The sequence below is a fragment of the Pseudomonas protegens genome, assembly GCF_003363755.1.
GTDB lineage: Bacteria > Pseudomonadota > Gammaproteobacteria > Pseudomonadales > Pseudomonadaceae > Aquipseudomonas > Aquipseudomonas danubii.
Map to the genome: position 1 here is coordinate 5,160,931 of NZ_CP031396.1, position 25,220 is coordinate 5,186,150.

General features: G+C 64.3%; 29 protein-coding genes. 15 read left to right on the forward strand and 14 right to left on the reverse strand.

The window, feature by feature from the left end; all coding sequences use genetic code 11:
* Positions 1 to 47: 47 nt before the first annotated feature.
* The 3 genes from DWF74_RS23395 to DWF74_RS23405 all read left to right on the forward strand — a co-directional run bounded on the left by DWF74_RS23395 (position 48) and on the right by DWF74_RS23405 (position 2,845).
* Positions 48 to 968: a LysR substrate-binding domain-containing protein gene (locus tag DWF74_RS23395; RefSeq protein WP_102861622.1), complete on the forward strand. Its 921-nt coding sequence runs from the start codon at positions 48 to 50 to the stop codon at positions 966 to 968.
* 238 nt (positions 969 to 1,206) lie between these two features.
* Positions 1,207 to 2,397 (forward strand): low temperature requirement protein A, encoded by a 1,191-nt coding sequence (locus DWF74_RS23400; protein ID WP_115581805.1) that lies wholly within the window; start codon positions 1,207 to 1,209, stop codon positions 2,395 to 2,397.
* Positions 2,398 to 2,479: 82 nt separating this feature from the next.
* Positions 2,480 to 2,845 (forward strand): 5-carboxymethyl-2-hydroxymuconate Delta-isomerase, encoded by a 366-nt coding sequence (locus tag DWF74_RS23405; protein WP_102861624.1) that lies wholly within the window; start codon positions 2,480 to 2,482, stop codon positions 2,843 to 2,845.
* 12 nt (positions 2,846 to 2,857) lie between these two features.
* On the opposite strand, the gene DWF74_RS23410 is transcribed toward DWF74_RS23405, so the two are convergent.
* From DWF74_RS23410 to DWF74_RS23430, 5 genes are all read right to left on the reverse strand, one after another.
* Entirely contained in the window at positions 2,858 to 3,796 is a 939-nt protein-coding gene (locus tag DWF74_RS23410; RefSeq protein ID WP_102861732.1) for a LysR family transcriptional regulator, read from the reverse strand.
* A gap of 180 nt (positions 3,797 to 3,976) precedes the next feature.
* Positions 3,977 to 4,885, reverse strand: coding sequence for a DMT family transporter (locus DWF74_RS23415; protein WP_102861625.1), 909 nt, complete (start codon positions 4,883 to 4,885; stop codon positions 3,977 to 3,979).
* A gap of 21 nt (positions 4,886 to 4,906) precedes the next feature.
* Entirely contained in the window at positions 4,907 to 6,091 is a 1,185-nt protein-coding gene (locus DWF74_RS23420; protein WP_115581806.1) for a cyanate transporter, read from the reverse strand.
* Between the two features lie 236 nt (positions 6,092 to 6,327).
* Entirely contained in the window at positions 6,328 to 6,798 is a 471-nt protein-coding gene (gene cynS / locus DWF74_RS23425) for a cyanase (RefSeq protein ID WP_102861627.1), read from the reverse strand.
* A gap of 35 nt (positions 6,799 to 6,833) precedes the next feature.
* Positions 6,834 to 7,493 carry a carbonic anhydrase gene (locus DWF74_RS23430; protein WP_102861628.1) on the reverse strand — a complete coding sequence of 220 codons (660 nt, stop codon included), beginning with the start codon at positions 7,491 to 7,493 and terminating at the stop codon, positions 6,834 to 6,836.
* Between the two features lie 108 nt (positions 7,494 to 7,601).
* Here DWF74_RS23430 and cynR point away from each other — a divergent pair, with 108 nt between their 5' ends.
* A complete protein-coding gene (gene cynR, locus DWF74_RS23435) occupies positions 7,602 to 8,492 on the forward strand; it encodes a transcriptional regulator CynR (RefSeq protein ID WP_102861629.1) in 891 nt (296 codons plus the stop codon).
* Here the strand turns inward: cynR and DWF74_RS23440 are convergent.
* The gene (locus DWF74_RS23440; RefSeq protein WP_102861630.1) at positions 8,471 to 9,253 is read right to left on the reverse strand and encodes a transporter substrate-binding domain-containing protein; all 783 of its coding nucleotides are present in this window, start codon (positions 9,251 to 9,253) and stop codon (positions 8,471 to 8,473) included. The genes cynR and DWF74_RS23440 overlap by 22 nt on opposite strands.
* A gap of 181 nt (positions 9,254 to 9,434) precedes the next feature.
* On the opposite strand from DWF74_RS23440, the gene DWF74_RS23445 reads away from it, so the two are divergent.
* The 4 genes from DWF74_RS23445 to DWF74_RS23460 all read left to right on the forward strand — a co-directional run bounded on the left by DWF74_RS23445 (position 9,435) and on the right by DWF74_RS23460 (position 12,859).
* Positions 9,435 to 10,097: a class I SAM-dependent methyltransferase gene (locus tag DWF74_RS23445; protein ID WP_102861631.1), complete on the forward strand. Its 663-nt coding sequence runs from the start codon at positions 9,435 to 9,437 to the stop codon at positions 10,095 to 10,097.
* A gap of 286 nt (positions 10,098 to 10,383) precedes the next feature.
* Positions 10,384 to 11,517 carry a ribonuclease D gene (gene rnd / locus DWF74_RS23450; protein WP_102861632.1) on the forward strand — a complete coding sequence of 378 codons (1,134 nt, stop codon included), beginning with the start codon at positions 10,384 to 10,386 and terminating at the stop codon, positions 11,515 to 11,517.
* Complete coding sequence (locus DWF74_RS23455) at positions 11,514 to 11,807, forward strand: YcgL domain-containing protein (RefSeq protein WP_016964446.1); 294 nt, start codon at positions 11,514 to 11,516, stop codon at positions 11,805 to 11,807. Before rnd ends, DWF74_RS23455 begins: the two co-directional genes overlap by 4 nt.
* A 119-nt stretch (positions 11,808 to 11,926) precedes the next feature.
* Positions 11,927 to 12,859 (forward strand): D-2-hydroxyacid dehydrogenase, encoded by a 933-nt coding sequence (locus DWF74_RS23460; protein WP_102861633.1) that lies wholly within the window; start codon positions 11,927 to 11,929, stop codon positions 12,857 to 12,859.
* Between the two features lie 112 nt (positions 12,860 to 12,971).
* On the opposite strand, the gene DWF74_RS23465 is transcribed toward DWF74_RS23460, so the two are convergent.
* Positions 12,972 to 13,565 carry a nitroreductase family protein gene (locus DWF74_RS23465; protein ID WP_102861634.1) on the reverse strand — a complete coding sequence of 198 codons (594 nt, stop codon included), beginning with the start codon at positions 13,563 to 13,565 and terminating at the stop codon, positions 12,972 to 12,974.
* A gap of 274 nt (positions 13,566 to 13,839) precedes the next feature.
* Between DWF74_RS23465 and DWF74_RS23470 the strand changes: the two genes are divergently transcribed.
* Both DWF74_RS23470 and DWF74_RS23475 read left to right on the forward strand, forming a co-directional pair.
* Positions 13,840 to 14,289 carry a YcgN family cysteine cluster protein gene (locus tag DWF74_RS23470; protein ID WP_102861635.1) on the forward strand — a complete coding sequence of 150 codons (450 nt, stop codon included), beginning with the start codon at positions 13,840 to 13,842 and terminating at the stop codon, positions 14,287 to 14,289.
* Positions 14,290 to 14,339: 50 nt separating this feature from the next.
* A complete protein-coding gene (locus tag DWF74_RS23475; RefSeq protein ID WP_115581807.1) occupies positions 14,340 to 15,575 on the forward strand; it encodes a hypothetical protein in 1,236 nt (411 codons plus the stop codon).
* Positions 15,576 to 15,614: 39 nt separating this feature from the next.
* Here the strand turns inward: DWF74_RS23475 and DWF74_RS23480 are convergent, their stop codons facing one another.
* From DWF74_RS23480 to DWF74_RS23495, 4 genes are all read right to left on the reverse strand, one after another.
* Entirely contained in the window at positions 15,615 to 15,986 is a 372-nt protein-coding gene (locus tag DWF74_RS23480; RefSeq protein ID WP_115581808.1) for a YgaP family membrane protein, read from the reverse strand.
* 82 nt (positions 15,987 to 16,068) lie between these two features.
* Positions 16,069 to 16,536 carry an RNA methyltransferase gene (locus DWF74_RS23485; RefSeq protein WP_102861638.1) on the reverse strand — a complete coding sequence of 156 codons (468 nt, stop codon included), beginning with the start codon at positions 16,534 to 16,536 and terminating at the stop codon, positions 16,069 to 16,071.
* Between the two features lie 108 nt (positions 16,537 to 16,644).
* A complete protein-coding gene (locus tag DWF74_RS23490; RefSeq protein WP_102861639.1) occupies positions 16,645 to 17,022 on the reverse strand; it encodes a YajD family HNH nuclease in 378 nt (125 codons plus the stop codon).
* 49 nt (positions 17,023 to 17,071) lie between these two features.
* Positions 17,072 to 17,758: a spermidine synthase gene (locus DWF74_RS23495; protein WP_102878749.1), complete on the reverse strand. Its 687-nt coding sequence runs from the start codon at positions 17,756 to 17,758 to the stop codon at positions 17,072 to 17,074.
* 75 nt (positions 17,759 to 17,833) lie between these two features.
* Here DWF74_RS23495 and DWF74_RS23500 point away from each other — a divergent pair, with 75 nt between their 5' ends.
* Complete coding sequence (locus DWF74_RS23500; protein WP_102861641.1) at positions 17,834 to 18,148, forward strand: hypothetical protein; 315 nt, start codon at positions 17,834 to 17,836, stop codon at positions 18,146 to 18,148.
* Here DWF74_RS23500 and DWF74_RS23505 read toward each other — a convergent pair.
* Together DWF74_RS23505 and DWF74_RS23510 are read right to left on the reverse strand one after the other, a co-directional pair.
* The gene (locus tag DWF74_RS23505; RefSeq protein WP_102861642.1) at positions 18,145 to 18,618 is read right to left on the reverse strand and encodes a cyclic nucleotide-binding domain-containing protein; all 474 of its coding nucleotides are present in this window, start codon (positions 18,616 to 18,618) and stop codon (positions 18,145 to 18,147) included. The genes DWF74_RS23500 and DWF74_RS23505 overlap by 4 nt on opposite strands.
* 103 nt (positions 18,619 to 18,721) lie before the next feature.
* Entirely contained in the window at positions 18,722 to 20,776 is a 2,055-nt protein-coding gene (locus DWF74_RS23510; protein ID WP_115581809.1) for a S9 family peptidase, read from the reverse strand.
* A gap of 100 nt (positions 20,777 to 20,876) precedes the next feature.
* On the opposite strand from DWF74_RS23510, the gene DWF74_RS23515 reads away from it, so the two are divergent.
* Genes DWF74_RS23515 through DWF74_RS23525 form a run of 3 tightly spaced genes read left to right on the forward strand, consistent with a single transcriptional unit; the run spans position 20,877 to position 22,736 of the window.
* Positions 20,877 to 21,374: an MFS transporter gene (locus DWF74_RS23515; protein WP_102861644.1), complete on the forward strand. Its 498-nt coding sequence runs from the start codon at positions 20,877 to 20,879 to the stop codon at positions 21,372 to 21,374.
* 32 nt (positions 21,375 to 21,406) lie between these two features.
* Positions 21,407 to 22,183 (forward strand): class II glutamine amidotransferase, encoded by a 777-nt coding sequence (locus tag DWF74_RS23520; RefSeq protein ID WP_110595098.1) that lies wholly within the window; start codon positions 21,407 to 21,409, stop codon positions 22,181 to 22,183.
* A 10-nt stretch (positions 22,184 to 22,193) separates the two neighbouring features.
* Positions 22,194 to 22,736, forward strand: coding sequence for a DUF2937 family protein (locus DWF74_RS23525; RefSeq protein ID WP_102861646.1), 543 nt, complete (start codon positions 22,194 to 22,196; stop codon positions 22,734 to 22,736).
* Between the two features lie 133 nt (positions 22,737 to 22,869).
* On the opposite strand, the gene DWF74_RS23530 is transcribed toward DWF74_RS23525, so the two are convergent.
* Positions 22,870 to 23,790 (reverse strand): LysR family transcriptional regulator, encoded by a 921-nt coding sequence (locus tag DWF74_RS23530; RefSeq protein ID WP_102861647.1) that lies wholly within the window; start codon positions 23,788 to 23,790, stop codon positions 22,870 to 22,872.
* A 138-nt stretch (positions 23,791 to 23,928) separates the two neighbouring features.
* Here DWF74_RS23530 and DWF74_RS23535 point away from each other — a divergent pair, with 138 nt between their 5' ends.
* On the forward strand, positions 23,929 to 25,212 hold the full coding sequence (locus DWF74_RS23535) for an MFS transporter (RefSeq protein WP_102861648.1): 1,284 nt from the start codon (positions 23,929 to 23,931) through the stop codon (positions 25,210 to 25,212).
* Positions 25,213 to 25,220: the final 8 nt, after the last annotated feature.

The window sequence follows — 25,220 nt, forward strand, 5'->3', positions numbered from 1 at the left end:
CCCCGGCCTTTCTACACTGACCGCCGTCTGGGGACGGGGGCACACCGATGAATCGCAATGAACTGCGCAAGGCCGACATCAACCTGATGGTGGTGTTCGAGGCGTTGATGCTGGAACGCAATGTCACCCGGGTAGCGGAGAAGCTGTTTCTCGGCCAGCCCACCATCAGTTCCGCCCTCAACCGTTTGCGGGCGATGTTCAACGATCCGCTGTTCATCCGCGTCGGCCATCGCATGGAACCCACGGCGCGGGCCGAGCAGCTTATCCAGCACCTGTCGCCGGCCCTTGACGCGCTGTCCTCGGCCCTGAGCCTGACCCACGATTTCGATCCTGCCAGCAGCACCATGACCTTCCGTATCGGCCTGTCCGACGACGTCGAGTTCGGCTTGCTGCCGCCCTTGCTGCGAGCCCTGCGCCAGGAAGCACCGCAGGTGGTGGTCGTGGTGCAGCACGTGGACTACTGGCGGATTCCCGACCTGCTGGCGTCCGGCGATATCACCGTGGGCATCAGCCAGACCCGGGGCCTGCCGGCCAATGCCAAGCGCAAGCTGTTGCGGCACATTCAGCCCTGCTTGCTGCGGGCCGACGCCAGCGACACGCCGCTGACCCTCGATGAGTACTGCGCGCGGCCGCATGTGCTGGTGTCACACACCGCCAATGTCGCAGGCTTCGCCGATGAGTGGCTGGCGGAGATCGGCCGTACCCGCCAGGTCGTGCTGTCGGTGCCCCAGTACAGCTCGCTGCCGGCCCTGCTGGCCGGGACCAAGCTGATTGCCAGCCTGCCGGACTATGCCGCCGCCGCCATGGCCGCCTCGGGGCAACTGTACTGCGAGCCGTTTCCGTTCAAGACCCCAACCCTGGACCTGTCCATGGTCTGGCTCAGCCATGTCGACACCGACCCCGCCGAGCGCTGGCTGCGTTCACGGCTGGAAGCCTTCATGAGCGAGCGGGCGCCCCTCGCGAGCTAATCGTGTTTTGTAGCCGCTGCCGCAGGCTGCGATGGACCGCGCAGCGGGGCCGAAACCGGCCCATGCGGTCTGCCTGGCGGATCGGGGGGGCGGCCTTGCCCGTCCCGCGGACTGGGTCGCAGCCTGCGGCAGCGGCTACAGCGGCGCAGTGAACGGAGGCCGCCCGCTTGGCATTGGCGCGGGCGGCTGCTTTGCTGTGTAGGTCTTCGGGTGAAACATTGATCGGTGGAGTGTGCCCATGAGTCGTTCCCGTTCCCTGTTGCGTGGGCGTGGCAGCCACGACAGCGGCAAGGTTGGCATGGTCGAGCTGTTCTTCGACCTGGTGTTCGTGTTCGCTGTGACCCAGTTGTCCCATTCCCTGCTGGCCCATCTGTCGCTGGGCGGGGCGCTGCAGGTGGCGTTGCTGATGGTGGCGGTGTGGTGGGTGTGGATCTTCACGTCGTGGATCACCAACTGGCTGGACCCGGAAACCCTGCCGATTCGCCTCGGGTTGTTCGTGCTGATGGTGGCGGGGTTGCTGCTGTCGTCGTCGATTCCCCAGGCCTTCGGTGAGCGCGGCCTGCTGTTCGCCGGTGCCTATGTGTTCATGCAGGTGGGCCGCACCGCCTATGCCCTTTGGGCAGTGCGCGGCGAGCCGGTGAACATGACCCGCAACTTCCAGCGCATCCTGTTGTGGCTGACGTTCTCGGGGGGGTTCTGGATCACCGGCGGCCTGCTGGAGGGCCCGCAGCGGCTGGCCTTGTGGGGGCTGGCCCTGGCTATCGAAGTGCTGTCGCCGTCGCTGTATTTCTGGGTGCCGGGGCTGGGGCGTTCGACCCTGGCCGACTGGGATGTGGAAGGCAATCACATGGCCGAACGCTGCGGCCTGTTCGTGATCATCGCCCTGGGAGAATCGCTGCTGGTGACCGGTGCCACCTTCGCCGAGCTGACCACCAGCGCCCAGGGTCTGCTGGGGTTCGTGGTGGCGGTGCTGGGCAGTATCGCCATGTGGTGGGTGTATTTCGACAGTGGCGCCGAGCGTGCCCACCACCGTATCGCTCATTCCGACGACCCGGGGCGTCAGGCGCGCATCGCCTACACCTATCTGCATCTGCTGATCGTGGCCGGGATCATTGTCAGTGCCGTGGCCGATGAGCTGGTGCTGATGCATCCGGAACACGCCAGCCAGGCCGGGGTGCTGGTGATAGTCGGTGGTCCCTGGCTGTTCCTCTTGGGCTGCGCCCTGTTCAAGTGGGTGATGAACGATCGGCCGTTACCGCCGCTGTCGCACCTGGCCGGGCTCGCGGTGCTGTTGCTGTTGTTGCCGGCCGCCTGGAATCAGCTGTTTTCCGCTCTGGCCCTGGGCAGCCTGACCACCTTGGTGATGGTGCTCGTGGCCGCCTGGGAAACCCTGGCCCTGCGCGAGCGGACAGCGACAGCGGGGCAATGAGGCCGGCGGATAATGCAGGCGCGGGGGCGGGGCTTGTGTAGTATGGAGCGCCTTTTCCCCCTGACAGACCAGGAGTTCTGCCATGCCGCACCTGCATATGGAATACACCGCCAACCTGCCCCAGCTGGACGTCGACAAGGCGCTGCTGCGGCTCAATCACGGGCTGGTGGCCTCCGGGCAGTTTGCCGATGAGTTCGATATCAAGAGCCGGGCAGTGAAGGTCGAGTCGTTCCGGGTTGGTACCGGTCTGGGGGAGCGGGCCTTTGTCCACGTCAAGTTGGCCCTGCTCAGCGGCCGCTCGCCGGAGATCAAGAAGCAATTGTCCGAGAGCCTGCTGGCCCTGCTGCAGGACCTGGCGCCCTGGCCGGCTGAGCTGGCGGTGCAGTTGTGCGTGGAGATCATCGACATTGACCGCGCGTCCTACAGCAAGGCGGCTGTCGGTCTCTGATGGGGGCTGGGCCTAAAGCAGGCCCGGTTCGGCGCAGACCTTGACCACTTGTTCGCGGAACCAGGTCTGCGCGCTGTCCTGATCGGTGTTCTGGTTCCATTGCATGTCCAGGGTGAACCCCGGCAGGCCGCTGGGGGCCTCGCAATGGTTGAACACCGCTTCGTTGGCCAGCAAGGCCTGGATGCGTCGTGGCAGGGTCAGGATGAAGTCGGTGCCGGTGATCATTTTCAGCGCTGCGCTGTAGCTGTTGGAGCGGGCGACGATCTGCCGCTTGTGCGCCTGGCGGGCCAGCCAGCCATCCACCATGTTGCTGTCCGACGTCCAGGGCGTAGGAAAAACGTGGCGCCGTTCGATGAACGATTGCAGGCTGAAACGCGGCTCCCTGGGCGGCGTGGCGCGCTTGTCGAAGACGCACACCAGGTCGTCCTCCAGCAGCATCTGCGACTTGAAGTCGGCATGGCTGCGATGGAAGTTCGGACCAAAGCAGATCACCAGGTCAATGCTGCCGTCACGCAGCTCCTCGGCAGGAATGTCGCTCTCAAGCTTCTGCACATTGACCGTCACCGGCAGGTCGGCGTAGTCGAACCCCTTGAGCAGGCGCGGCAGGATCAGCAGCTCGAAGTATTCCGGGGCGCAGAGGTTGAAGGTCACGGCCTGGCGGGTCGGATCGAAGGCCGGTACGCCGCTGTGGCACAGGTTGATGCTTTCCAGGATCTTCAGCACGTGGCTGTACATGCTGGTGGCCTTGTAGGTCGGGCGCATGCCGGTGCGGGTATTGATGAACAGCTCGTCCTCGAAGCCGTTGCGCAGTTTCTTCAGGCAGTAGCTGACAGTCGACTGACTGACGCACAGGGTTTCCGATACCCCGGTGACACTGCTTTGCTCGTACACCGCGATAAAGACCATCAGGTCCTGCATGTCGAGTTTTCTGAGCACGTTGCTGATGAGCATCTGTTCCATCCCGCTGAGCACCTGGCGCCGGTGGCGCACAAACCGGGTCGATGCTAGCGGAACGATCGTCCTAATCAAATGCCCGGTGTGGGGATTCGCGGACAGCATCCGGACATTAAATTCCGATAACACGACCTGCGCAGTTTCTCGCAGAATAATGTCCCCTGTCTCAGGGTCATTTCAGGCCATGGCCGCCCCGTGACGGCTGCCGCGCACCAGACCGAACATGCCCAGGGCCACCAGCAGAGCACCGAGCCCTTCTCCCAGGAGCGGACGCTGGCCCAGCCACAACCAGTGGAACAGGGTGAGGAACAGGGTGCTCAGGTAGATGTAGGAAATCACCGTGGACGGGGCGATGACGCCAATGGCCCGGTGCAACAACCAGAAGGTCGCCAGGGTGGCGAACAGGGCCAGGTACAGCAGCCACAGCAGGTCGTGGCTGCCGAGCAGGGCGGCGCTGCGCCAGCCGCCGCTGACCAGGCTGGCGGCAAACAGGAACAGCGCACCGAAGAGCATGTTCCAGAACGTCATGGCGGCCGGGCTGCGGCCTTGCAGGCTGCGGGCCTTGAAGCGCTGACTGAGGGGCGAATAGGCCGCCATGGCCAGGCAGCCCAGGGCATAGACCGCCATGGCATACAGGGAGGGCAACTGCCCCGGCGCGCCCCCCTTGAGCACCAACAGCAAGGCCCCGGCGCCGGCCACCAGCATCGGCAGCAGGCGGCGTTGCTGGCTGCCGCCGGGCAGCAGCCAGCCTTCGAACGCCAGGGTCAGCAGTGGCACCAGGGTGAACAGAGTCCCGGTGTTGACCGCCGAGGTGTAGCGCAGGGCTTCGAACAGCGAGCCAAAGTACAGCGCCAGCAGCAGGCCCAGTACCGCGTGGGCGCCCAATCCGGCCCGGGTCGGCGCCGCAGCGCCCTTAAACCACAGCAGGGGCACGAACATCAGTGCCGAGAACAACAGGCGCAGGGCGGTCAGCAGCACCGGATCGATGGCCTGGCTGACCTGGGCGGCCGCGAAGAACGAGGCGGCGATCAGCGCTGCCCAGAGCAGCATGCCGAGGTTGGCTTGGGTGAAACTCACAGGGTTCATGCAGGCCTCCCGGGCCGATGCTCAGCGGATGTGCCGGGCGTAATGCCGAGGGTCGAAGCGCAGCACCATGAGGATCATCACCCCCATCACTGCCGTCAGTGACCACCAGGCCCATTCGAAACTGCCCAACTGGTCGCGGATCATCCCCGCCAGCAGCGGTGACAGGCCGGCGATCAGGTAACCGATACCCTGCACGAACGCGGTCAGGCCGCCGGCCCGGCTCGGGTCGGGCAAGTGGTCCAGGGACACGATCAGGCTCATGGGAAACAGTCCGCCAATGCCCAGGCCCAGCAGGCACGGCCAGAGCAGGCTCAGGTGTTGCGGGCTGAGGATCAGGCCGCAAAAGCCGGCGATGATCAGCACCAGCAGGGCCACCAGCACTCGGCGCCGATCCTGGCTGCGGTTGGCGATGGCCGGGGTGACCAGCCCGGAAATCACTTCCATGGCGGTGAGAAAGCCCAGCAGCAGGCCGGCGTTCTGTTCGCTCCAGCCGTTCTCCACGTAGTAGGGCGCCAGCCACGCCAGCACGCAGGTGTAGGACGCGGTGCCAAGACCGAAGAACACCGCCAGCAGCCAGGCCCGGCGATTGCCGCTGAAGGACTCACGCCTGCCGCCGGCGGCCGGCAGGCTAGGCAGTGAACGGCGCTGGGCGGACCAGAACACCAGGGCCAGCAGGGCCAGGCCGGCCCAGATCGCCAGGGCCAGGCGCCAGCTGCCGCTGTGGTTCATCACCAGTGGGGCGAAGGACGCCGCGATGGCCGCGCCGCCCATGATCGAGGTGACATACAGGCCCATGAACAGCGAGACGTTATCGGCAAAACGCGACTTGATCAGGGCCGGCATCAGCGCCTGGATCAGGGCGATGCCGACACCGGCCAGCACGGCGCTGAGAATCAGCTCCGCCGCCGAGTCCATGAACAACCGCGAGACCGTGGCCAGCCCGATGATCAGCAAGGACAGGACCACCGTGCGGTGTTCGCCCAGGCGCTGACTGATGGCCATGCCGAAGAACATCGCCAGGCCCATGGCCATGACCGGCAACATGGTCAGCAGCGACGCCAGGCTGAAACTCAGGGGGACATCGCCACGGATGCCCGACAGCAGAGGGCCTACGGCGGCCATCGACGGCCGCAGGTTGAGGGCCACCAGGACCACGCTGACCATCAGCCAGAGCGCGGGACGGGAACTTGCACGAACGTTTTCCATAACCAGACCTTCAAGGAACAGGGGCTGATTAGGCGGCGAGGGGGACAGTAGGGGCAAATCAGAAAGTCCGCAGTGTTATTTAAAAACTAAATATCACTGCGGACCTGTAACCGCTGCCATAGGCTGCGATTCGGTGCACAGGACGGGGCAAACCGGGCGCCGCGGTTTATCGGTAAGGCCCGGTGCCTCGTTGCGACCCGGCGCCGCCTGCAGCGGCGGCGACTAGGCAGGGTGGATCAGAACGGTTTGGTTGGCAGGTACTTGCCGTCCAGGGTGATTACCGCACGGGAACCACCTTCCGGGTCCTCGACTTTCTTGATGTCCAGCTTGAAGTTGATGGCGCTGATGATGCCGTCGCCGAACTGCTCGTGCACCAGGGCCTTGAGGGTCGAGCCGTAGACCTGGAGCATTTCATAGAAACGGTAGACGGTCGGGTCGGTGGGGATGCCGCCGGCGATGCTACCCCGCAGGGGAATGCTCTGCAGCAGGCGGCTGGCGTCCTGGTCCAGGCCGAGTTTTTCGCATACCTGATCGGCAGCAGCAGCGGGCAGGGCATGCTGGCCCAGCAGAGCGGCGGTGACGAAGGCCAGGCTCAGCCCGGTACCGTCGGCAAGGTCCTGCCACGACAGGTTCTTGCGCGCCTTGGCGTCGATGATGGTGTCGGCCAGGGCCAGGCGTGGAGCTTGGGCGAATTGAGATTGCAGCATGGGTCTGTTCCTCTTGGGGGGATGAAAGGGGTTGTTCAGGCAGCGGTTGAAGCTTGGCTGGCCAGGGCGCAGGTCTGCGGGTGTTCGGTCAGGGAGACAAAGCGCTGGCTGGTGCCGTCGAGGGCGGCGATGGCGCCGCGCTCGATGTCATACACCCAGCCATGCAGGTTCAGCCGGCCCTGTTCCAGGGCCAGGGCCACCGAAGGATGAGTCTTGAGGTTCGCCAACTGGGCGATCACGTTGTCACGCACCAGGGCGTCCAGGTGCTCGGCGGGGGAGGCATGCTGGCGGGCGGCGTTGATCACCTTGGCCGACTCGGCGTGGCGCAGCCAGTTGGCCACGGCGGGCAGGTGATCGAGGCATTTGCAGGTGGAAATGGCGGTCATTGCGCCGCAGTCGGAATGGCCGCAGATGACGATGTCACTCACCCCCAGCACTGCTACCGCGTATTCCACGGTGGCCGACACACCGCCGGGTTCCGGGCCGTAGCTGGGGACGATGTTGCCGGCGTTGCGAATCACGAACAGGTCGCCGGGCTCCTGCTGGGTCAGCAGCTCGGGAACGACCCGACTGTCGGAGCAGGTGACGAACAGGGTGCCGGGGCTCTGCTTGTTGGCCAACTGCCTGAACAGCTCGCTGCGTTGCACAAAGGCCTCGCGCTGGAACTTGAGGAAGCCGTCGATGATGTTCTGCATGGGAGTCTCCTTGCGTCGCTGATGGGGCAAGGATGGAAGTGTTCGGCTATAGCGTCCAAGACCGGTTTATTATGCTTTCCATAAGTCTTGCCTATAGTTGGAGCCGTCATGCTCTTGCGTCATATCCGTTACCTGCTGGCCGTGGCCGAGCATTGCAATTTCACCCGTGCCGCCGAGGCGCTGCATGTTTCCCAGCCGACCTTGTCGCAACAGATCAAACAGTTGGAGGAGTCCCTGGGCACGCCGTTGTTCGACCGCTCCGGACGCAGCGTGCGTCTCACCGATGCCGGTCAGGCCTATGTCGTCTATGCGCGCCGCGCCCTGCAGGACCTGCAGGCGGCCAAGCGGGCGATCCATGATGTGCAGGACCTGAGTCGCGGTTCATTGCGCCTGGCGCTGACCCCGACGTTCACTGCCTACCTCACCGGCCCCTTGCTCAGCCGCTTCAACCAGCAGTACCCGGGGATCGACCTGAGCCTTGAGGAAATGACCCAGGATCGCCTGGAAGCAGCCCTGGCCGAGGATCGCCTGGACCTGGGGATCGCCTTTGCCGGCGAGCACCTGGCGGACATCCACAGCCAGCCGCTGTTCACCGAAACCCTGAGCCTGATGGTCGGCCTGCACTATCCGCAGCAGGGCCAGCAACCCTTGAGTGCCTCGGCCCTGGCTCGTCATTCCCTGGTGCTGCTCAGCGCCGACTTTGCCACGCGCCAGCATATCGACCTGTATTGCCGGCAACAGGGCATTGCGCCGCGTATCTCCATCGAGGCCAATTCGGTGAGTGGGATTGTCGAGATCGTGCGGCGCGGGCCGTTGGCGACCCTGCTTCCGAGTGCCATCGCCCGCGAGCAGCCGGGCTTGCGGGCATTGGCCTTGCAATCACCCCCGGCGCCCCGCAGCGTGGTGCTGCTGGAACGTCGGGGCGCCTATCGCAGCGCCGCTTGCCAGGCCTTTCGGCAGATGCTGCTGGACCAGGACTACGGCGCCGCCAGCCACTGATTCACCACCTGCTCATAGGCGCCGGTGGCCTTGCTCAGGTGCAGCCACTGGTCGACATAGCTTTTCCAGGCCATGTCATCCCGAGGCAGGAGAAAGGCCTTCTCGCTGTATTGCAGGTAGCGCTCGGGGTTGACCGCGCACAGCCCCGGCTTGTGCTTCTGCTGGAAGCGCGCCTCCGAGGCGTCGGTGATCATCACGTCGGCCTGCTTGGTCAGCAACTGATCGAAGATTTTCACGTTGTCGGCGAACAGGATCAGCTCGGCCTTGGGCACATGGGCCCGGGCGAAGACTTCGTTGGTGCCACCCGGTGGTTCGATCAGGCGCACCGAGGGCTGGTTGATCTGCTCCAGGGTTGCATAGCGCTTGAGGTCCTGGCAGCGAACCAGGGGAATCTTGCCGTCAATCCCCAGGGGCTGGCTGAAGAAGGCTTTTTTCTGCCGCTCCAGAGAAACGGAAATACCCCCGACGGCGATATCGCATTGCTGGCTCTGGAAGTCCGCCATCAGGGTCTTCCAGGTGGTATTGATCCACTTCACCCGGACCCCGAGGCTTTTCGCCAGGGATTCGGCCATGTCGATGTCGATGCCTTCGTAGTGGCCATCGTCGCGCAGGTAGCTGTAGGGCTTGTAGTCGCCGGTGGTGCAGACCGTGAGGTGGCCACGTTCGAGCACCCGGTCCAGATGGGAGGTCGGGTCCTGGGCGAAGCTGAGGGCGGGGGCACTGAGGCCGAGCAGAGTGCAGAGCAAGAGGCGGGGCAGCATGGGTCGTTCCTTGAAGTGAAGGGCGGGACGCGGTGCCGAAGCATTATTGGCATCGGCCCTGGGTCGGGCAAGGGTGGCCTGGTGCCCCGCCTGGACAAAACCGCTCGAGGGCTTTCGACCTTTTTTTCACGAACGACTGGTTAACCTGTGGCTTCTGGATACCTACAAGAGTTCGCCAGTCATGTCGTCCCATCCCCCACCATCCATCGAGCTGGAGTTCGCCCGGCGCTATGATCAGGAGCACGCCCGGGTCTGCGGCGAGCCCCGGCCTGCCGGGCTTGCCGCGCGCCTGGCGCTGTGGCGCACGGTGCGCCTGGTACGCCATGCCCTGAAAGTGGCCGGCGAGCCGGGACTGATCCTGGATGTGGCCTGTGGTGCCGGGCGCTACTGGCCGGTGCTGGCCGAACATGGCAACCGGGTGATCCTGGCGTCGGACCCGTCTCAGGACATGCTCAATCATGCCCAGACCCATCACCCGGCCAGCCTGCTGCAACGGGTCAAGACCTTGCACAGCTCGGCGTTCGACATCGGTCTGTCGGCCAATGCGGTGGACAGCATCATCTGCATGCAACTGTTTGCCCATGTGACCCGCAGCGAGGATCGCCTGGCGTTGCTGCGGGAGTTTCATCGGGTCAGCCGTGATTCGGTGATCCTCGCGACCCGGGTCGAGCCGTTGTTCAAGCACCTGGCCACTGCGTGGGGAGAGTCCGCGGCGTCACTGGCGATCGGCAGGGGACAGTTGGAAGGCGAGTTCAAGCAGGCCGGTTTCGAGGTCGTGAGCCAGCAGGATTTTCTGCCCGGCTGCGGGGTGGCACGGGTCTATGTCCTTAGAAAACCCAGCTAGGTTCTGCACGAACACTGCCTGCGTTTCGACCATGCCGCCACTGCGCGCCTTCGGTGCTACGTAGAAACAGGCTCGCAATGCTCATGTAGGCCCCTACACGCCGCTTGCTCGCCTATTTTTGCCTGGCCTGATCTTCACTCGGCGAGCTTTCGTACAGAACCCGATTGCGACTCTCGGACTATTCTTGCCGTCCGGCATAAGGTTTCGCACTTGCTCTTGTCGGGTGAATGCTCAGAAATCGCCGGAGGCGATATATACTGCGCGCCATTCTTCAAGGGAGAGCCGTGTGGCCATCGATATACACTGGATTCGCGACAACGATAGCCTCGGTCAGTTTTGCGCCGAGTGGCAGCAGTTGCCATTCGTCGCCCTCGATACCGAATTCATGCGGGTCGACACTTTCTATCCCATCGCCGCCCTGTTGCAGATCGGCGATGGGCAGCGCGCTTACCTGATTGATCCTTTGACCATCGACAACTGGAAGCCCCTGGCGGCCCTGCTGGAGAACCCGGCGGTGGTCAAGGTGGTGCATGCCTGCAGTGAGGACCTCGAAGTCCTGCTGCGCCTGACCGGCAGTCTGCCGGCGCCTTTGTTCGACACGCAACTGGCGGCTGCCTACCTGAACCTGGGCTTTTCCATGGGCTATTCACGCCTGGTGCAGGAAGTCCTGGGCATCGAACTGCCCAAGGGCGAGACCCGCTCCGACTGGCTGCAGCGTCCGCTCTCGGAAACCCAGGTCAGTTACGCCGCCGAAGATGCCGTGCATCTGGCCCAGGTGTTCACCGAGCTGCGGCCGAAGCTGTCCGAGGACAAGTACCGCTGGGTGCTGGAAGACGGCGCCGAGCTGGTGGCCAACCTGCGCCGCGAAGTGGACCCCAACGAGGTTTATCGCGAGGCCAAGCTGGCCTGGAAACTCTCCCGTGCCCAGTTGGCGGTGCTGCGTGAGCTCTGTGCCTGGCGCGAGCGTGAAGCCCGTGCCCGGGACTTGCCGCGCAACCGCATCGTGCGTGAACACGCCCTCTGGCCCCTGGCCAAGACTCAGCCCGATACGCTGGCGGCGCTGGCCAAGATCGAAGACATGCACCCGCGTACCGTGCGTCAGGACGGCGAGTTTCTCCTCGACCTGATCAAGCGCACCGCGGCCCTTGGCCCGGATCAATGGCCGCCGGCCGTACCCGAGCCGTTGCCGATCGAAGCCGCGGCCCTGCTCAAGCGCCTCAAGGCAGTGGGGCAGGCCGAGGCCGAGCGTCTGGGCATCGCCCCGGAAGTCATGCTGCGCAAGAAAACCCTGGAGAGCCTGCTCAAGAGCGGCTACCCCAACGGGCCTTACCAATTGCCTGATTCGCTGCGTGGCTGGCGCCGCGAATTGATGGGCCAGGCGCTGCTGGACAGCCTGGCCACCGCCGGAGAACAGCCTTGAAACGTATCTGCTCCATCTATAAAAGCCCGCGCAAGAACGAGATGTACCTCTACGTCCTGAAAAGCGAGGCCCTGGAACGCGTGCCGGAAAACCTGCTGCTGGCTTTCGGCAAGCCGCAACATGCCTTCGACCTGGTACTGACCCCGGAGCGCAAGCTGTCCCGGGAGGACATCCACCAGGTGCTGGAGAACCTCGAAAAGCAGGGCTATCACTTGCAGATGCCGCCGGCGGAAGACGAGTACATCGAGCACTTGCCCGAAGAGTTGCTGCGCCGCAATGATCCGGTCTGACCTCTAGAGGCTCGGTCCCGAGCCGCTGTGAAATGCAATTGACTGACCTGGCCACCGCCTTGATCGATGGAGCAATGCTCCGTCGGCGGCGGCCTGCACCGTTTTTTAAGGTTTGAACCATGCGCGTTCTGATTGCCGAACACGATCACGCTGTTTATGCCCGCCTGTTGCGTCAGGCGGCTCCGGAGCTGGAAGTGCTGACCAGCGGCGATTCCGCCGAACTGTCGCGGCTGGCGGCCGATTGCCCGGTCTGGCTGGGCCAGCCGGACCTGCTGGCGACCCTGCTGCGTCAGGGCCATCAGCCCCAGTGGCTGCAATCCACCTGGGCCGGTATCACCCCGTTGCTGGCCGACGGTCTGCCCCGGCATTACCGCCTGACCCGGGCGGTGGGCATCTTCGGCCAGGTGATGGCCGAGTACGTGCTCACCTACATCCTCGGCCATGAGCGCGAAGTGCTGGCGCGGCTGGTCAGCCAGGTGGAGCGCAAGTGGGACAACCGCCTGGGCCAGAGCCTGGTGGGGCGCAAGGTGCTGATCGTCGGCACCGGCGACATCGGCCAGAGCGTGGCGCAATTTCTGCTGCCCTTTGGCGTGAAGCTGTACGGCATCGCCAGCCAGGCGCGGGAGCAGGCCCCCTTTATCGAAGTGGCTGGCCTGGAAGACCTGGGACGCTTGGTGGGGGAGGTGGATTATGTGGTCAATCTGCTGCCCAACACCCCAAGTACCCACGACCTGTATGACGCGGCGCTGTTCAAGCAATTCAAGTCCACGGGGCTGTTCATCAATGTGGGCCGGGGTGTTTCCGTGGTCGATGGCGACTTGGTGCAGGCCCTCAAGGATGGGCATCTGGCGGGGGCGGTGATTGATGTCTGCCGCCAGGAACCCTTGCCGCAACGGCATCCGTTCTGGACGGCCTGGGGCTTGCTGCTGACGGGCCACAGCTCGGCGCCGACCTCGCCGGAACTGATGGTGCAGTTGTTCGTCGACAACCTGCGGGCCTACCAGGCCAAGCAGGCCTTGCGCGGCGAAGTGGATTTCGCTCGCGGCTACTGAAACGTGCCTGATCGCAGGAGCGAGCTGGCTCGCCAAAGCCGCGCTTGCCAGGCAAGCGCGGCGGCCTTCAGGGCTTCGCGAGCCAGCTCGCTCCTACAGAGGCGATCGCGGCTTAGAGGCTGAAATCGCCTTCGGCCACGGTCTCGCTCAATGGACGGCGCGGGCTCGGCTCTTCACGGGCCTGCAGGTAGTCGGCCAGGGTCGACTTGTCTCCCAGCTTGCCCACCGCTATCGCTGCGTGCAGTGCATAGCCTTCGGGAATCTTCAGCTCCTTGCGGGTCAGTTCCTGGTCGAAGCCGGCCATGCCGTGGGTGTGCCAGCCGCTGAGGCTGGCCTGCAGTGCCAGGTGGCCCCAGGCCGAGCCGGTGTCGAAGGTGTGCCACAGGGCCGGGCTTTCTTCCGTGGCGCCGGGGGCGGTGAAGGTGGTCTTGGAAATCACGATCACCAGGGCCGAGGCATGTTGCGCCCAGCCACGGTTGAATTCGTTGAGCAGGCCGAGGAAACGCTCCCAGTTCGGCGTATCGCGTCGGGCATAGAGAAAGCGCCAGGGTTGCGAGTTGTAGGCCGAAGGCGCCCAGCGCGCGGCTTCGAAGAAGCTCAGCAGGGTTTCTTCAGGGATGGTTTCGCCAGTGAAGGCCCGTGGCGACCAGCGCTGAGTGAACTGCGGGTGGATGGCGTAATCGGCAACGCGAGGATTGGCGCTCATGGAAAAACTCCTGGCAGCAAGTGAGAAGGGTGGAATAAACCGGCAAGCGCAGATCAGCTGAGCGAAGGGGTATTCCTGACCCCGTGCGGTTTGCCGGGTGCAACGCGGTCGAGCGTTAATGGCACTCGGGCGCGGGGTGGTCCGAGGCGCAAAGCTACTGTGCGGGCCTGCTGCTGACAAGCCCCGGCCTACCGACAGTCGTAAGCGCTTGGCCCGCCGGGCCTTCGGCACTAGACTGGCGGCCTTTTCACCCTCGGATACTGATGCTTGAGCCATGGCCGCCAAAGTCGAACCTTTCTGGATACGCAAAACCCTCGAACAGCTCGACCAGGACGAATGGGAGTCGTTGTGCGATGGCTGCGGTCTGTGCTGCCTGCAAAAGCTTGAGGACGAGGACGACAACAGCGTCTATTACACGCGCATCGCCTGCAAACTGCTGGACCTGAAAACCTGCCAGTGCAGCGACTACCCCAATCGCCGGGCGTCGGTGCCCGACTGCATCCAACTGACCCCGGGCAAGGCCGACGAATTCAAGTGGCTGCCACCCACCTGCGGCTACCGCCTGGTGAGCGAAGGCAAGGACCTGCCGCTCTGGCACCACCTGGTGTGCGGCGATCGCGATGCGGTGCACCACGAACGTATTTCCCAGTCCGGGCGCATGCTGGCCGAAGGCAGCGTGGCGGAAGAGGACTGGGAGGATCATCTGATTTTCCGCGCCGGCTGAGGATTCGCCGCGTTGGCTGCAGAACCAGGTTACCCAGGAAAGGAGTGTGTATGAGGGTGGGGGCGAAACTGGCGCTGGCCGCTGCAATGCTTGCATTGAGCGTATCGGCCTTTGCGGCGAAGAAAGTCGATCTGGATTATCACGTGCGTTTCCTGCCCCAGAGCGATCAGGCCGAGGTGCGCCTGACCCTGGCCGAGGGCTCGGCCTTGCGCAGCCTGGACTTCGACCTGGGGCGTGACGGCGACTACAGCGACTTCAAGGCCGACGGCCAATGGCAGGCCGGGGCGGCGGATGCCGGTGGCCAGCGCGGTGTCTGGCGTCCGGCCAGCGGCAAGGCCAGCCTCAGCTACAGGGTGCGCCTGAGTCACAGCATCAAGAAGGGCATCTACGACAGCCGCAGCAGCGCCAACTGGGCGCTGTTGCGCGGCGAGACCCTGGTGCCCCCGGCCAGGCTTGATCAACAAGATGGCGTCGAACTGGTGGCGCGCCTGGACTTCGATTTGCCGGCCGGTTGGAAAAGCATCGAAACCGCCTGGCCGCGTATCGGCAAGAATCGCTTCCGCATCGACAATCCCTCGCGACTGTTCGACCGTCCCGCGGGCTGGATGCTGGCCGGCAACCTGGGCAGCCGCCGTACGCGTCTGGGAGCAACCGAAGTCAGCGTGGTGTCGCCCCTGGGCCAGGGCATGCGCCGCATGGACGTGCTGACCCTGTTGACCTTTGTCTGGCCGCAAGTACAGGCGGTGTTCCCGCGTCAGCCCGGCAAGCTGTTGATCGTTGGTGCGGCCGATCCGATGTGGCGCGGCAGTCTGGCGGGGCGTGACTCGCTGTTCCTCCATAGCCGCCTGCCCCTGGTCAGCGAGAGCGGCAGCAGCCCGTTGTTGCGGGAACTGGTGCAGTCACTGTCGCGGATCAACGACAGCCAGGGCAGCGACTGGATCAGCGAGGGGCTGGCGCAGTACTACGGCATCGAACTGTTGCGCCGGGCCGGTGGCATCAGTGACGAGCGCTATCAGGTGCTGCACAAGCGCCTGGTCCGGGACAGTCACAAGGTCGACAGCCTGCGGGGCGAGGAGGTAGACAGTGCCACCGTGGCCAAGGCCGTGCTGCTGTTGCAGGAGCTGGATCGGGAAATCCGCCTCAAGACCCGCAACAAGCGTTCCCTGGACGATGTGCTGCAAGCGGCGATGCGCCTGGAAAGCGTCAGCACCGCCGAGTTCATCCAGCTCAGTGAAAACGTGCTGGGCGAATCGTCCAAGGTCCTGGACACCAGCCTGCTGCATTGACCCTTGCCCGCGCAGGGGATCCGCAGGAACGCCTTCGCCTCAAGCCTTGGGCGTCTTCACTTCATCATTGCTGGCCGCCTTGGCATGGCGGCTGGCCGCTTCGGCATTGGCCTTCAGAGTGCGCAGTTCTTCCCCGGCGCGCTCGATCTTGCTGCGCACGTTGTGCATGTCCTGGCGGCTCTTGTGCAGCAGGCTTTTCGCCGAGCTATGTCCGGTAATCCCCCGGGCCAGGGCCACGCCACCGATGGCCACTTGAATCAGGCCGAACACGCCGCCGCGGCGCAGGCCCTTGCCCATCATCACCACGCCACCGGCCAGGGAGCCGATGCGCTCCCAGCCCTGGACGTTCTGGGTCGGTTGGCTCGGCAAGGGTGTGGCTTCGATCGTTTGCAGCTGTTTGCGCTCGCTCATGCTCTGTCTCCAAGGGCGGTGTGGGATACAAAGCTGACTGCACCAGGGCGTCGCTGGTTCCCGGGGATTGATCGACGGGTTTTCAGTACTTCGGACCGGAGCGGGTGTTGTTGCCTTTGGCCAGGCGATCGTAGAGCACCACGTTGACCGTGGCCGCCAGGTTCATGCAGCCGGTGGTGGGGATGTAGACCACGTCTTCGCACCAGTCGCGGATCTCCTTGTCGAGGGAGCCGTCTTCCGGACCGAAGATGTACAGCGCACGGTCCGGGTGGGTGTATTCCGGCAGCGCACGGGCGCCTTCCACCAGTTCCACGGCCACCGGGATGCAGCCCAGGGGGAGGATTTTCTTCAGGTCGTCGATGCCGATCAGGGGAATGTCCTGGTGGACCTTCTTGGTGTCGGTGACGAAGTCGCGGGCACGTTCATAGCGCTTGCCGGTGTAGAACACCGAGGCGACGCCATAGCAGCCGGCGGCGCGCATCACCGAACCGACATTCTCCGGTGACTTGGGGTTATACAAACCGATGCAGCTGTACCTTTTGTTTGCCACGAGCGAGGAGCCTTGGGGGAAAAGAGCGCGATTATACGGGGATTGTGCGGGGTGTGGCGGGGTGCTCGGCGGTTCGCGGGCAAGCCGGGCGGCTGGCCCGCGAAAAGCTTACTCGTCGTCTTTCTTCATCAACCCGGCCAGGGCGGCAAACGGGTTGTGGGTCGCCTTGGCAATTTTCGGGGTGCTCAGGGAGCCTTCGCCGAAGTACTGCTGGTCGGTGTAGCGCGAGTGCTCGTTGTCATGGCAGTACAGGCACAAGAGTTCCCAGTTGGAACCGTCCTGGGGGTTGTTGTCGTGGTTGTGATCGCGGTGGTGCACGGTCAGCTCGCTCAGGCGCTTGCCGGAAAACTCCCGGGCGCAGCGGCCGCAGACGTGGGGGTACATCTTCAGCGCCTTGTCGCGGTAGCCCATTTCCCGGTCGCGCTGGGCGTCGGCAAGGATACGGTCCAGCTTGGCGGTGTTGGACGGGGGAGTGGACGAACTCATGGGTTCACCTTTGTAGAAGGACTAATGACGGTAATGGACAAAGTTTAGCTCAGGCCTTGAGCTTCTCGGCAATCCAGATGGTATGCCGGGTGCCGCGATTGCCGTGAGCGTACACCTGCACTTCCTCGGCCTTGAAGCCGGCCTTGCGCAGGCGCTCGGAGAACTTCTGGTCGGCGCTGGCCGACCACACCGCAAGAATGCCCTTGGGCCGCAGAGCGCGGGCACAGGCGGCCAGGCCGGCGCTGGAGTAGAGCCAACTGTTGGCTTTCTGGGTCAGGCCTTCGGGGCCGTTGTCGACGTCGAGCATGATCGCGTCGAAGCCCTGGGGCTCGGCCTGCAGGACCTTGGCCACGTCTTCCAGGCGGATCACCGTGCGCGGGTCCAGCAGCGGCCGGCCGGACTTTTCCCCGAGCGGGCCGCGGTTCCACTCCACTACCCCGGGCACCAGTTCGGCGACCACCACCTCGGCGCTCTGGCCCAGGTGCTTGAGGGCCGCGGCCAGGGTGAAGCCCATGCCCAGGCCGCCGATCAGCACCCGCGAGTTCGGGCGCCCGGCGACCTTGCTGCAGGGAATCTGCGCCAGGGCGTCCTCGGAGCCGTGCATGCGGGTGTTCATCAGTTGGCCGCCGTCGCCGCCCTGGATCTTGATGACGAAATCCTCACCGTATTCGAACAGGCACAAGGCACCGCCGTTGTCGGGAATCGCAGTGGTGTCCAGCAGTACGAAACGTTTCATGGAGATCTCATTGAGGAAGGCAAAAGCTCCCGGTTGGGAGTAGCCTGACGCCAGACAATAGCAATGGAGCCATTGATGAAGCGCACTATTCTAACGGTGATTGCCCAAGCGGCGCTCGCCCTGACCGCCGCCCTGGCGCTCAGTGCTGGCCCGGCCCTGGCCGACGAGCCGCAAAGCGCCCCGGTGGTGACCCCGACGCCGACCCTCGGCACCCCGGGCACGGCCACCCCCACGCCTTATCCGCAAGTGACCCCACCCAGCACGCCGAAAACCGGCAGCAGTGGCAGTGCGCCCTTGCTGCCGCCCATCGACATGCCCAAGCCGCCCAAGGATCAGACCCTGCCGGGGCTGGAGCAGAACGACAACAAGGCCAAGGTGCAAGGAGCCTAGATCTGCTGTGCGAGCAACTGGCCGTCGGCCATGCGCAGGCGCTTGGACAGGGAAATAGCCAGGGCGCGGATGATCTTGGCGGCGATCTTCGGCGCATCGTTGAGCATCTTCTCCAGGGAGTCCTTGCCCAGGTTGAGCAACTGGCAATCACTGGCCGCCACGCAGGTGGCCGAGCGTCGCTCGCCATCGAGCACCGCCATTTCGCCAAAGGCCCGGCCGCTGCGCAGGGTGGCGATGGTCAGCGGCTGGCCGTCCAGGGTGCTCTTTTGCACGGCCACCTGGCCGCTGTGGATGATGCACATGAAACTGCCGGCATCGCCTTCACGAAAGATCGCTTCGCCTTCGGCGATGCTGCTGATGCTGAAATAGCCGGCCGCCGCGTTGAAGTCGGCGGGCTGCAGTTGGTCGAACAGGCCGCAGTCCATCAGCCAGTCGCGGATCTCGTTGTTCAGTAAGGTGGGTTCAGACATGGGATCAGGGTCTTTTTCTTGTGTCTGTTGCACGGGCGCAGGCCCGGTCCGGCGGTTGCCGGCGGCGGTCCAGGGTTAAGACAGGAGCGCCGCCGAGAGTTCCTCAGTCCAGGCCCAGAATGTTCAGGATAAAGGCATATTCGAGGGCTACGTCACGTAATCCCTGGTAACGGCCGCTCATGCCGCCATGACCGGCGCCCAGTTCGGTCTTGAGCAGCAGCAGGTTGTCGTCGGTCTTGGTTGCGCGCAGTTTGGCCACCCATTTGGCGGCTTCCCAGTACTGCACGCGACTGTCGTTGTAGCCGGCGATCACCAGGGTCGCCGGGTAGGCCTGGGCCCGGACATTCTCGTAGGGGGCGTAGGCCTTGATCCGCTCATAGACCTCAGGCTCCTCGGGATTGCCCCATTCGTCATACTCGGTGACGGTCAGTGGCAGTTCCGGGTCGAGCATGGTGTTGAGCACGTCGACGAAGGGTACTTCGGCGATGGCCGCCCGGAACAGTTCGGGTCGCTGGTTGAGCACGGCGCCGATCAACAGGCCGCCGGCACTGCCACCGCTGATGGCCAGTTGCTGGGCGCTGGTCAGGCCCTGGGCGATCAGGTGCTCGGCGCAGGCGATGAAGTCGCTGAAGGTGTTCTGTTTGTGTTCCTGCTTGCCGGCGCGATACCAGGCTTCCCCCAGCTCGCCACCGCCGCGCACATGGGCGATGGCAAAGGCCACGCCGCGATCGAGCAGGCTCAGGCGGGCATGGGAGAACCAGGGATCGAGGCTCTCGCCATAGGCGCCGTAGCCATACAGGTACAGCGGTGTCGGTTGGCCCAGGCACTCGCGCTTGACCACCAGGCTGATGGGCACCTGGGTACCGTCGGCCGCGGTGGCCCAGAGGCGCTGGCTGACGTAGGCATCGGCGTCGAAGGGGCCCAGCACCGGGGTTTCCTTGAGCACCTGCTGTTGACCGTCGGCCAGTTGCAGCTGGCGTACCTGGGCCGGGCGATTCAGCGCCTCGTAGCGCAGGCGGATGCGATCGCTGGAAAACTCCAGGCTGTTGTGCACGTGCAGGCTGTAGGCCGCGTCCGGCAGTTGCACGCGATACACGGGCAGGTCCTGGGGATGCACTTCGATGATTGGCAGGCCGCCTTCGCGCAGGCTCAGGGTCATGGCGCCGGCATTGAGGGTCACGCCGTCGAGCATCACCTCGGGGTTGTGCGGGACCAGCAGTTGCCAGTCGCTTTCCTCGGGGATAACGCCTTCGTCCGCAGCCTGGTAGAGGGCGAAGTTGATGCCCTCACGGTTGCTGCGGATGAACCAGGTCCACTGGCCGTCGAGTTGACCGTGATCGACATCGTATTCATGGCCTTCGACCCGTGGCGCCAGGCAGGTGAACGGCAACTGCGGCTGCGCGGCATCCAGGGCCCAGGTTTCGCCGGTGGTCTTGCTGCCCAGGGACAGCAGCAATTGGCGCTCGGAGCTTGAGCGGTAGCAGTGCAGGAAGAAGCGTCCGTCCGGCTCGTGGAACACTTCCTCGGCGGCTGTGCCGTCCAGGCGGTAGCGGAACAGTTTGTGCGGGCGGTGAGTGTCGTCCAGCTCGCCGAAGAACAGGGTCAGGCTGTCGTTGGCCCAGGTCATGCTGCCGTCGCAGTTGTCGAAGGACAGCTCGCTGACCTTGCCGTTGGACAGCTCCTTGATGAACAGGGTGTAGATTTCCTCGCCGGTGGTGTCGAGGCTGTAGGCCAGGCGCTGGTGGTCGGGGCTGATGCTGAAGGCACCGAGGGAGAAGAAGCCTCCGTTGGCCAGGGCATTGGGGTCCAGCAGCAGCTGTTCGCGGCTTTCGTCCACCGTCAGGCTGTCGTCCGCCGGGCGCGGGCAGCGGTAGTGCCGGGCGTATTCGTCACCGGCGGTGGTGCGGGTGTAATACAGGTACGGGCCCCAGGGCGAGGGCAGGGACAGGTCGGTCTCGAGGATCCGGCCCTTGATCTCCTGGAACAGTGTCTCGCGCAGGGGCGCCTGGTGGGCCAGCCGGGCTTCCTGGTAGCTGTTTTCAGCGTTCAGGTAGTCGAGCACCGCGTCGGTGTCGCGTTCCTGCAGCCAGGCATACGGGTCAGCGCCTTCGGCCTTGTGGGCAATCGGGGCGCTGCTGTCGTTGGCGGGTAGGGGCATGGGTGGCTCTCGAACGAAGACAAATGAGGGCTTGGCAGACGGCGGTGCAGCCTGACACGGGAAAAGTCGTTATCATAAGCGCCTCTTTGCCTGCCTTGCCATGGACACCATGACCGAGAACGACTATCTGATCGCCTGGGGCCTTTACGCCTTTGCCGCCTTGGGCTGCCTGCTGGTGTGGATGCGCCTGACCCGCTGGATGTGGCGCTGGCTGCGCGAGCCGCTGCGAGTACTGGTGGCGGTGCTGCTGTTCAGTCCCACCATCATCGACCCGGTCAAGGAAAAATTTGCCCCGGCGGTGGCTATCACTGCCCTGGATATGGCCTTCAAGGTCGGCAACAACGCCTGGCGCGCGGTGTCCGATCTGTTCATGTACGGCATGATCGCCTTTGGCGTGTACCTGCTGTTCGTGCTGATCCGCTGGCCCATCGAGCGTGCCGCCAATGAACGCCGCCAGCGCAATGAAGCGGCGCAAGCCGCGGCCAAGGCTGCCGAAGTCGAGGATGACCAGCCCTTTGGTGGCGCCGGCAATGACCGTTATGGTCGTCCGCCAGCTGCGGGCACCCCCCTGAACACGCGGGTCGAGCCGCGTCTGTAACCTGGCCCCGGCATTGCAGCGAGAGTCCGAGCATGTGTGAGTTATTGGGCATGAGCGCCAATGTACCGACCGATATCGTCTTCAGCTTTACCGGGCTGATGCAGCGCGGCGGCCGCACCGGCCCCCATCGCGACGGTTGGGGCATCGCCTTCTACGAGGGCCGCGGCCTGCGGCTGTTCCAGGATCCGGCGGCCAGCAGCGAGTCGGAAGTGGCCAACCTGGTGCAGCGCTACCCGATCAAGAGCGAAGTGGTCATCGGCCACATCCGCCAGGCCAACGTCGGCAAGGTCTGCCTGGCCAACACCCATCCCTTTGTCCGTGAACTCTGGGGCCGCAACTGGTGCTTCGCCCATAACGGCCAGTTGGCGGACTTCCAGCCCCAGACCAGCTTCTATCGTCCGGTGGGCGATACCGACAGCGAGGCGGCCTTCTGTGACTTGCTCAACCGGGTGCGCGAAGCCTTTCCCGAACCGGTGGAGGTCGAGCAACTGCTGCCGACCCTGATCCAGGCCTGTAGCGAATACCGCAGCAAGGGCGTGTTCAACGGCTTGCTCAGCGACGGTGACTGGCTGTTCTGCTTCTGCTCCACCAAGCTGGCGCAGATCACCCGGCGCGCGCCGTTCGGCCCGGCCCGGCTCAAGGATGTCGATGTGATTGTCGACTTCCAGGCGGAAACCACCCCCAACGACGTTGTGACGGTGATCGCCACCGAACCTCTGACCGAAAACGAAACCTGGACCCGCTATCAGCCGGGCCAATGGAGCCTGTGGCGGCGCGGTGAATGCGTCAGCCACGGCCAGACCGAATAAGGACATCTCTATGTTGCTCAGTTATCTGCGGCTGGTGTTGTTCGCCGCCGGCCTGTTGATCGGTGTGCAAGTGCCGGGTTTCATCAGCGACTACGCCAAGCGCGTGGAAGCCCACTTGATTGAGTCGCAGAACAGCCTGCGGGGCTTCCAGGGCACCGCGCAGCAGTTCTTCAAGGGCGATCTGAATGCGCTGGTGGCCCATTACCGGGCCAGCGAAGACCCGGTGTTTCGCAGCGATGCCGAAAGCTTGAGCGGTTTGCTCCATCGTCAGCTGGCCCTGGACAAGCAATACCAGGCGATGCAGGGCCCGTGGTACATCCGCCTGTTGCAAGTGGCCCTGGCAGCCGACCCGGATATCCGCAAGGAAACCTGGGACGGCTACAGCTACCAGATCCTGCTGACCCCGGAAGCGATGATCTGGGGCATGAGCGGCGCCATGCTGCTGTCCTTTGGACTGGAGTGCCTGTACCGCCTGATCGACTGGGTGGTCCTGGGCGGGCGGCGTTTGCGCCAGAGCCGTCCCATCGAAGAACGTGACCTCAAGGGCCTCTGACTGCCAGTAGGTGCCTTCACTCCACATCTGTAGGAGCCCGCTTGCCAGCGAAGGGGCCTGTAAGCCTGCGTCTGGCTACAGATCGCCTTCTCGCTGGCAAGCCAGCTCCTACGAGGGGGGGTGATGGCGATGTTTACTGGGGGGCGATCAGTACCAGCTGATCCTCGCCGACCTTCTGCCCATAGCGCTGCACCACGCGCTGGCACAGCTCCACGATATCCTCCACCAGCTCCACGCCCACGCGCCACGACACCACCACCTGCAGGTTGGGCGGGCGCTGGTCGATGGCCAGCAAGGTCAGTTCGCCACGGGCCAGCTCTTCGCGGACCAGCACCGGCGGCAGGGCGCCAATCCCGAAGCCGTCCCTGAGCAGGCGGGTGATGGCCGACACCGAGTTGACGCAATTGAGCCGTGGCGCCGGCACCCCGTTGGCCTGCATCAGGCTCAGTACCTGCTGGTGGGGCAGGGAGTTCTTCGAATAGGTGATGATCCGCTCCCGGGCCAGCTCGGCGAGATTGGCGTAGTCGCGGTTGTAGATCGAGTTGCTGGCGGCAATCCAGCCCACCGGGTGGCTGGCCAGCTCCCGGCTGCGGATGCTTTCCTGGCGCAGCAAGTCGGTCTGCAGCACCAGGTCGAGAAAGCCTTTTTGCAGCTGGTCGCAGAGATTCAGCGAGGTGTCGGCCACCAGTTCGATTTCCACTTGCGGGTAGTGATCCATCATTTCCGCCACCAGGGGGCTGAGCCAGGTGTGGATCACCGTATCCATGACCCCGATGCGAATCCGCCCGACCTTGCTCGACGGCGCCTCGATGGACTGTTTCAGCACCTGCAGGGTGTCGAGCATCTGCTCGGCGTGCTCCAGCACCTTGAGCCCTTGCGGGGTCAGGCTGACGCCCCGCGAGTCCCGCAGGAACAGCTTCACCCCCAGTTCGCCTTCCAGCACCGCGATACGGCTGGAGATGGCCGCCTGGGTGGTGAAGAGTTTTTCCGCGGTCAGGCTGAAGCTCTTGAGCCGCGCCACCCAGACGAAGGTTTCGAGAAACTTGAGATTCATGGGATCAACTTTTCTTATGCCTTGGGGCGGTTTTTATTAGTTGGACGCAGGTTGTGCCTGAACCGAAGAATGGCCCGACCCACGATATGCGTCGTCGGGGCCCAGAACAATACCAACAACACTACCCTGGAGATCGCCATGAGTGCGCCCGAAACATTGGCCGCCAAGGCTCCGCGCCGCGCCGGCCCGTTTGACTGGTACCGGGACATCAACCAGCAGGAACGCCGGACATTCTGGAGCTGCAAGATAGGTTACGGCCTGGATGGCATGGACACCCAGATGCTCAGCTTCGTGATCCCGACCTTGATCGCGCTGTGGGGCATCACTTCCGCCGAAGCCGGCCTGATCCATACCAGTACCTTGCTGGCCTCCGCCCTGGGAGGCTGGATCGCCGGGATTCTTTCCGACCGCATCGGCCGGGTACGCACCCTGCAACTCACGGTGCTGTGGTTTGCCGTCTTCACCTTTCTCTGCGGTCTTGCGCAGAACTACGAACAGTTGCTGATCGCCCGCACCTTGATGGGGTTTGGATTCGGCGGCGAGTGGACCGCCGGGGCGGTGCTGATCGGTGAGGTGATCCGCGCCAAGAATCGCGGCAAGGCGGTGGGCATGGTGCAGTCCGGCTGGGCCCTGGGCTGGGGGCTGACGGCGCTGCTGTATGCGCTGCTGTTCTCCTTGCTGCCGCCGGAGGACGCCTGGCGCGGGCTGTTTCTGCTGGGCATCCTGCCGGCGATTTTCGTGATCTTCGTTCGTCGCCTGGTCAAGGACCCCGAGGTCTACCGGGCAACCAAGGCGCGTGAAGCGCCAAGCAACCCGGCGCGGTTCTACGAGATCTTCGCCCCGGGGATTCTCAGCACCACCCTGCGCGCCTCCTTGCTGGCGGCAGGGGCCCAGGGTGGTTACTACGCCATCACCTTCTGGCTGCCGACCTATCTGAAGACCGAGCGCGGCTTGAGCGTGCTCAGTACCGGCGGCTACCTGGCCATGGTGATCGCCGGCTCCTACGTGGGCTATGTGATCAGCGCCTACCTGACGGATATTCTCGGCCGCAAGAAGAACTTCGTGCTGTTCGCCGCCGGCTCTTTCACCATTGTCCTGCTCTATACGCAAATGCCGGTGAGCAATGCCGTGATGCTCTGGCTGGGCTTTCCCCTGGGCTTCTTCGCTTCAGGCATTTTCAGCGGCATGGGGGCGTTCCTCACTGAGCTGTTCCCCACCCGTATCCGCGGTTCCGGCCAGGGGTTCTGCTACAACAGCGGCCGGGCGCTGGCGGCGCTGTTCCCGCTGCTGATCGGCCTGCTGAGCCAGCATGTACCCCTGAGCGTGGCCATCGGCAGCTTTGCCGCGGTGTCCTACGGCGTGGTGGTGCTCGCGGCCCTGAGCCTGCCGGAAACCCGCGGCAAGGAACTTGAGGCGCGCTAACTGATAAT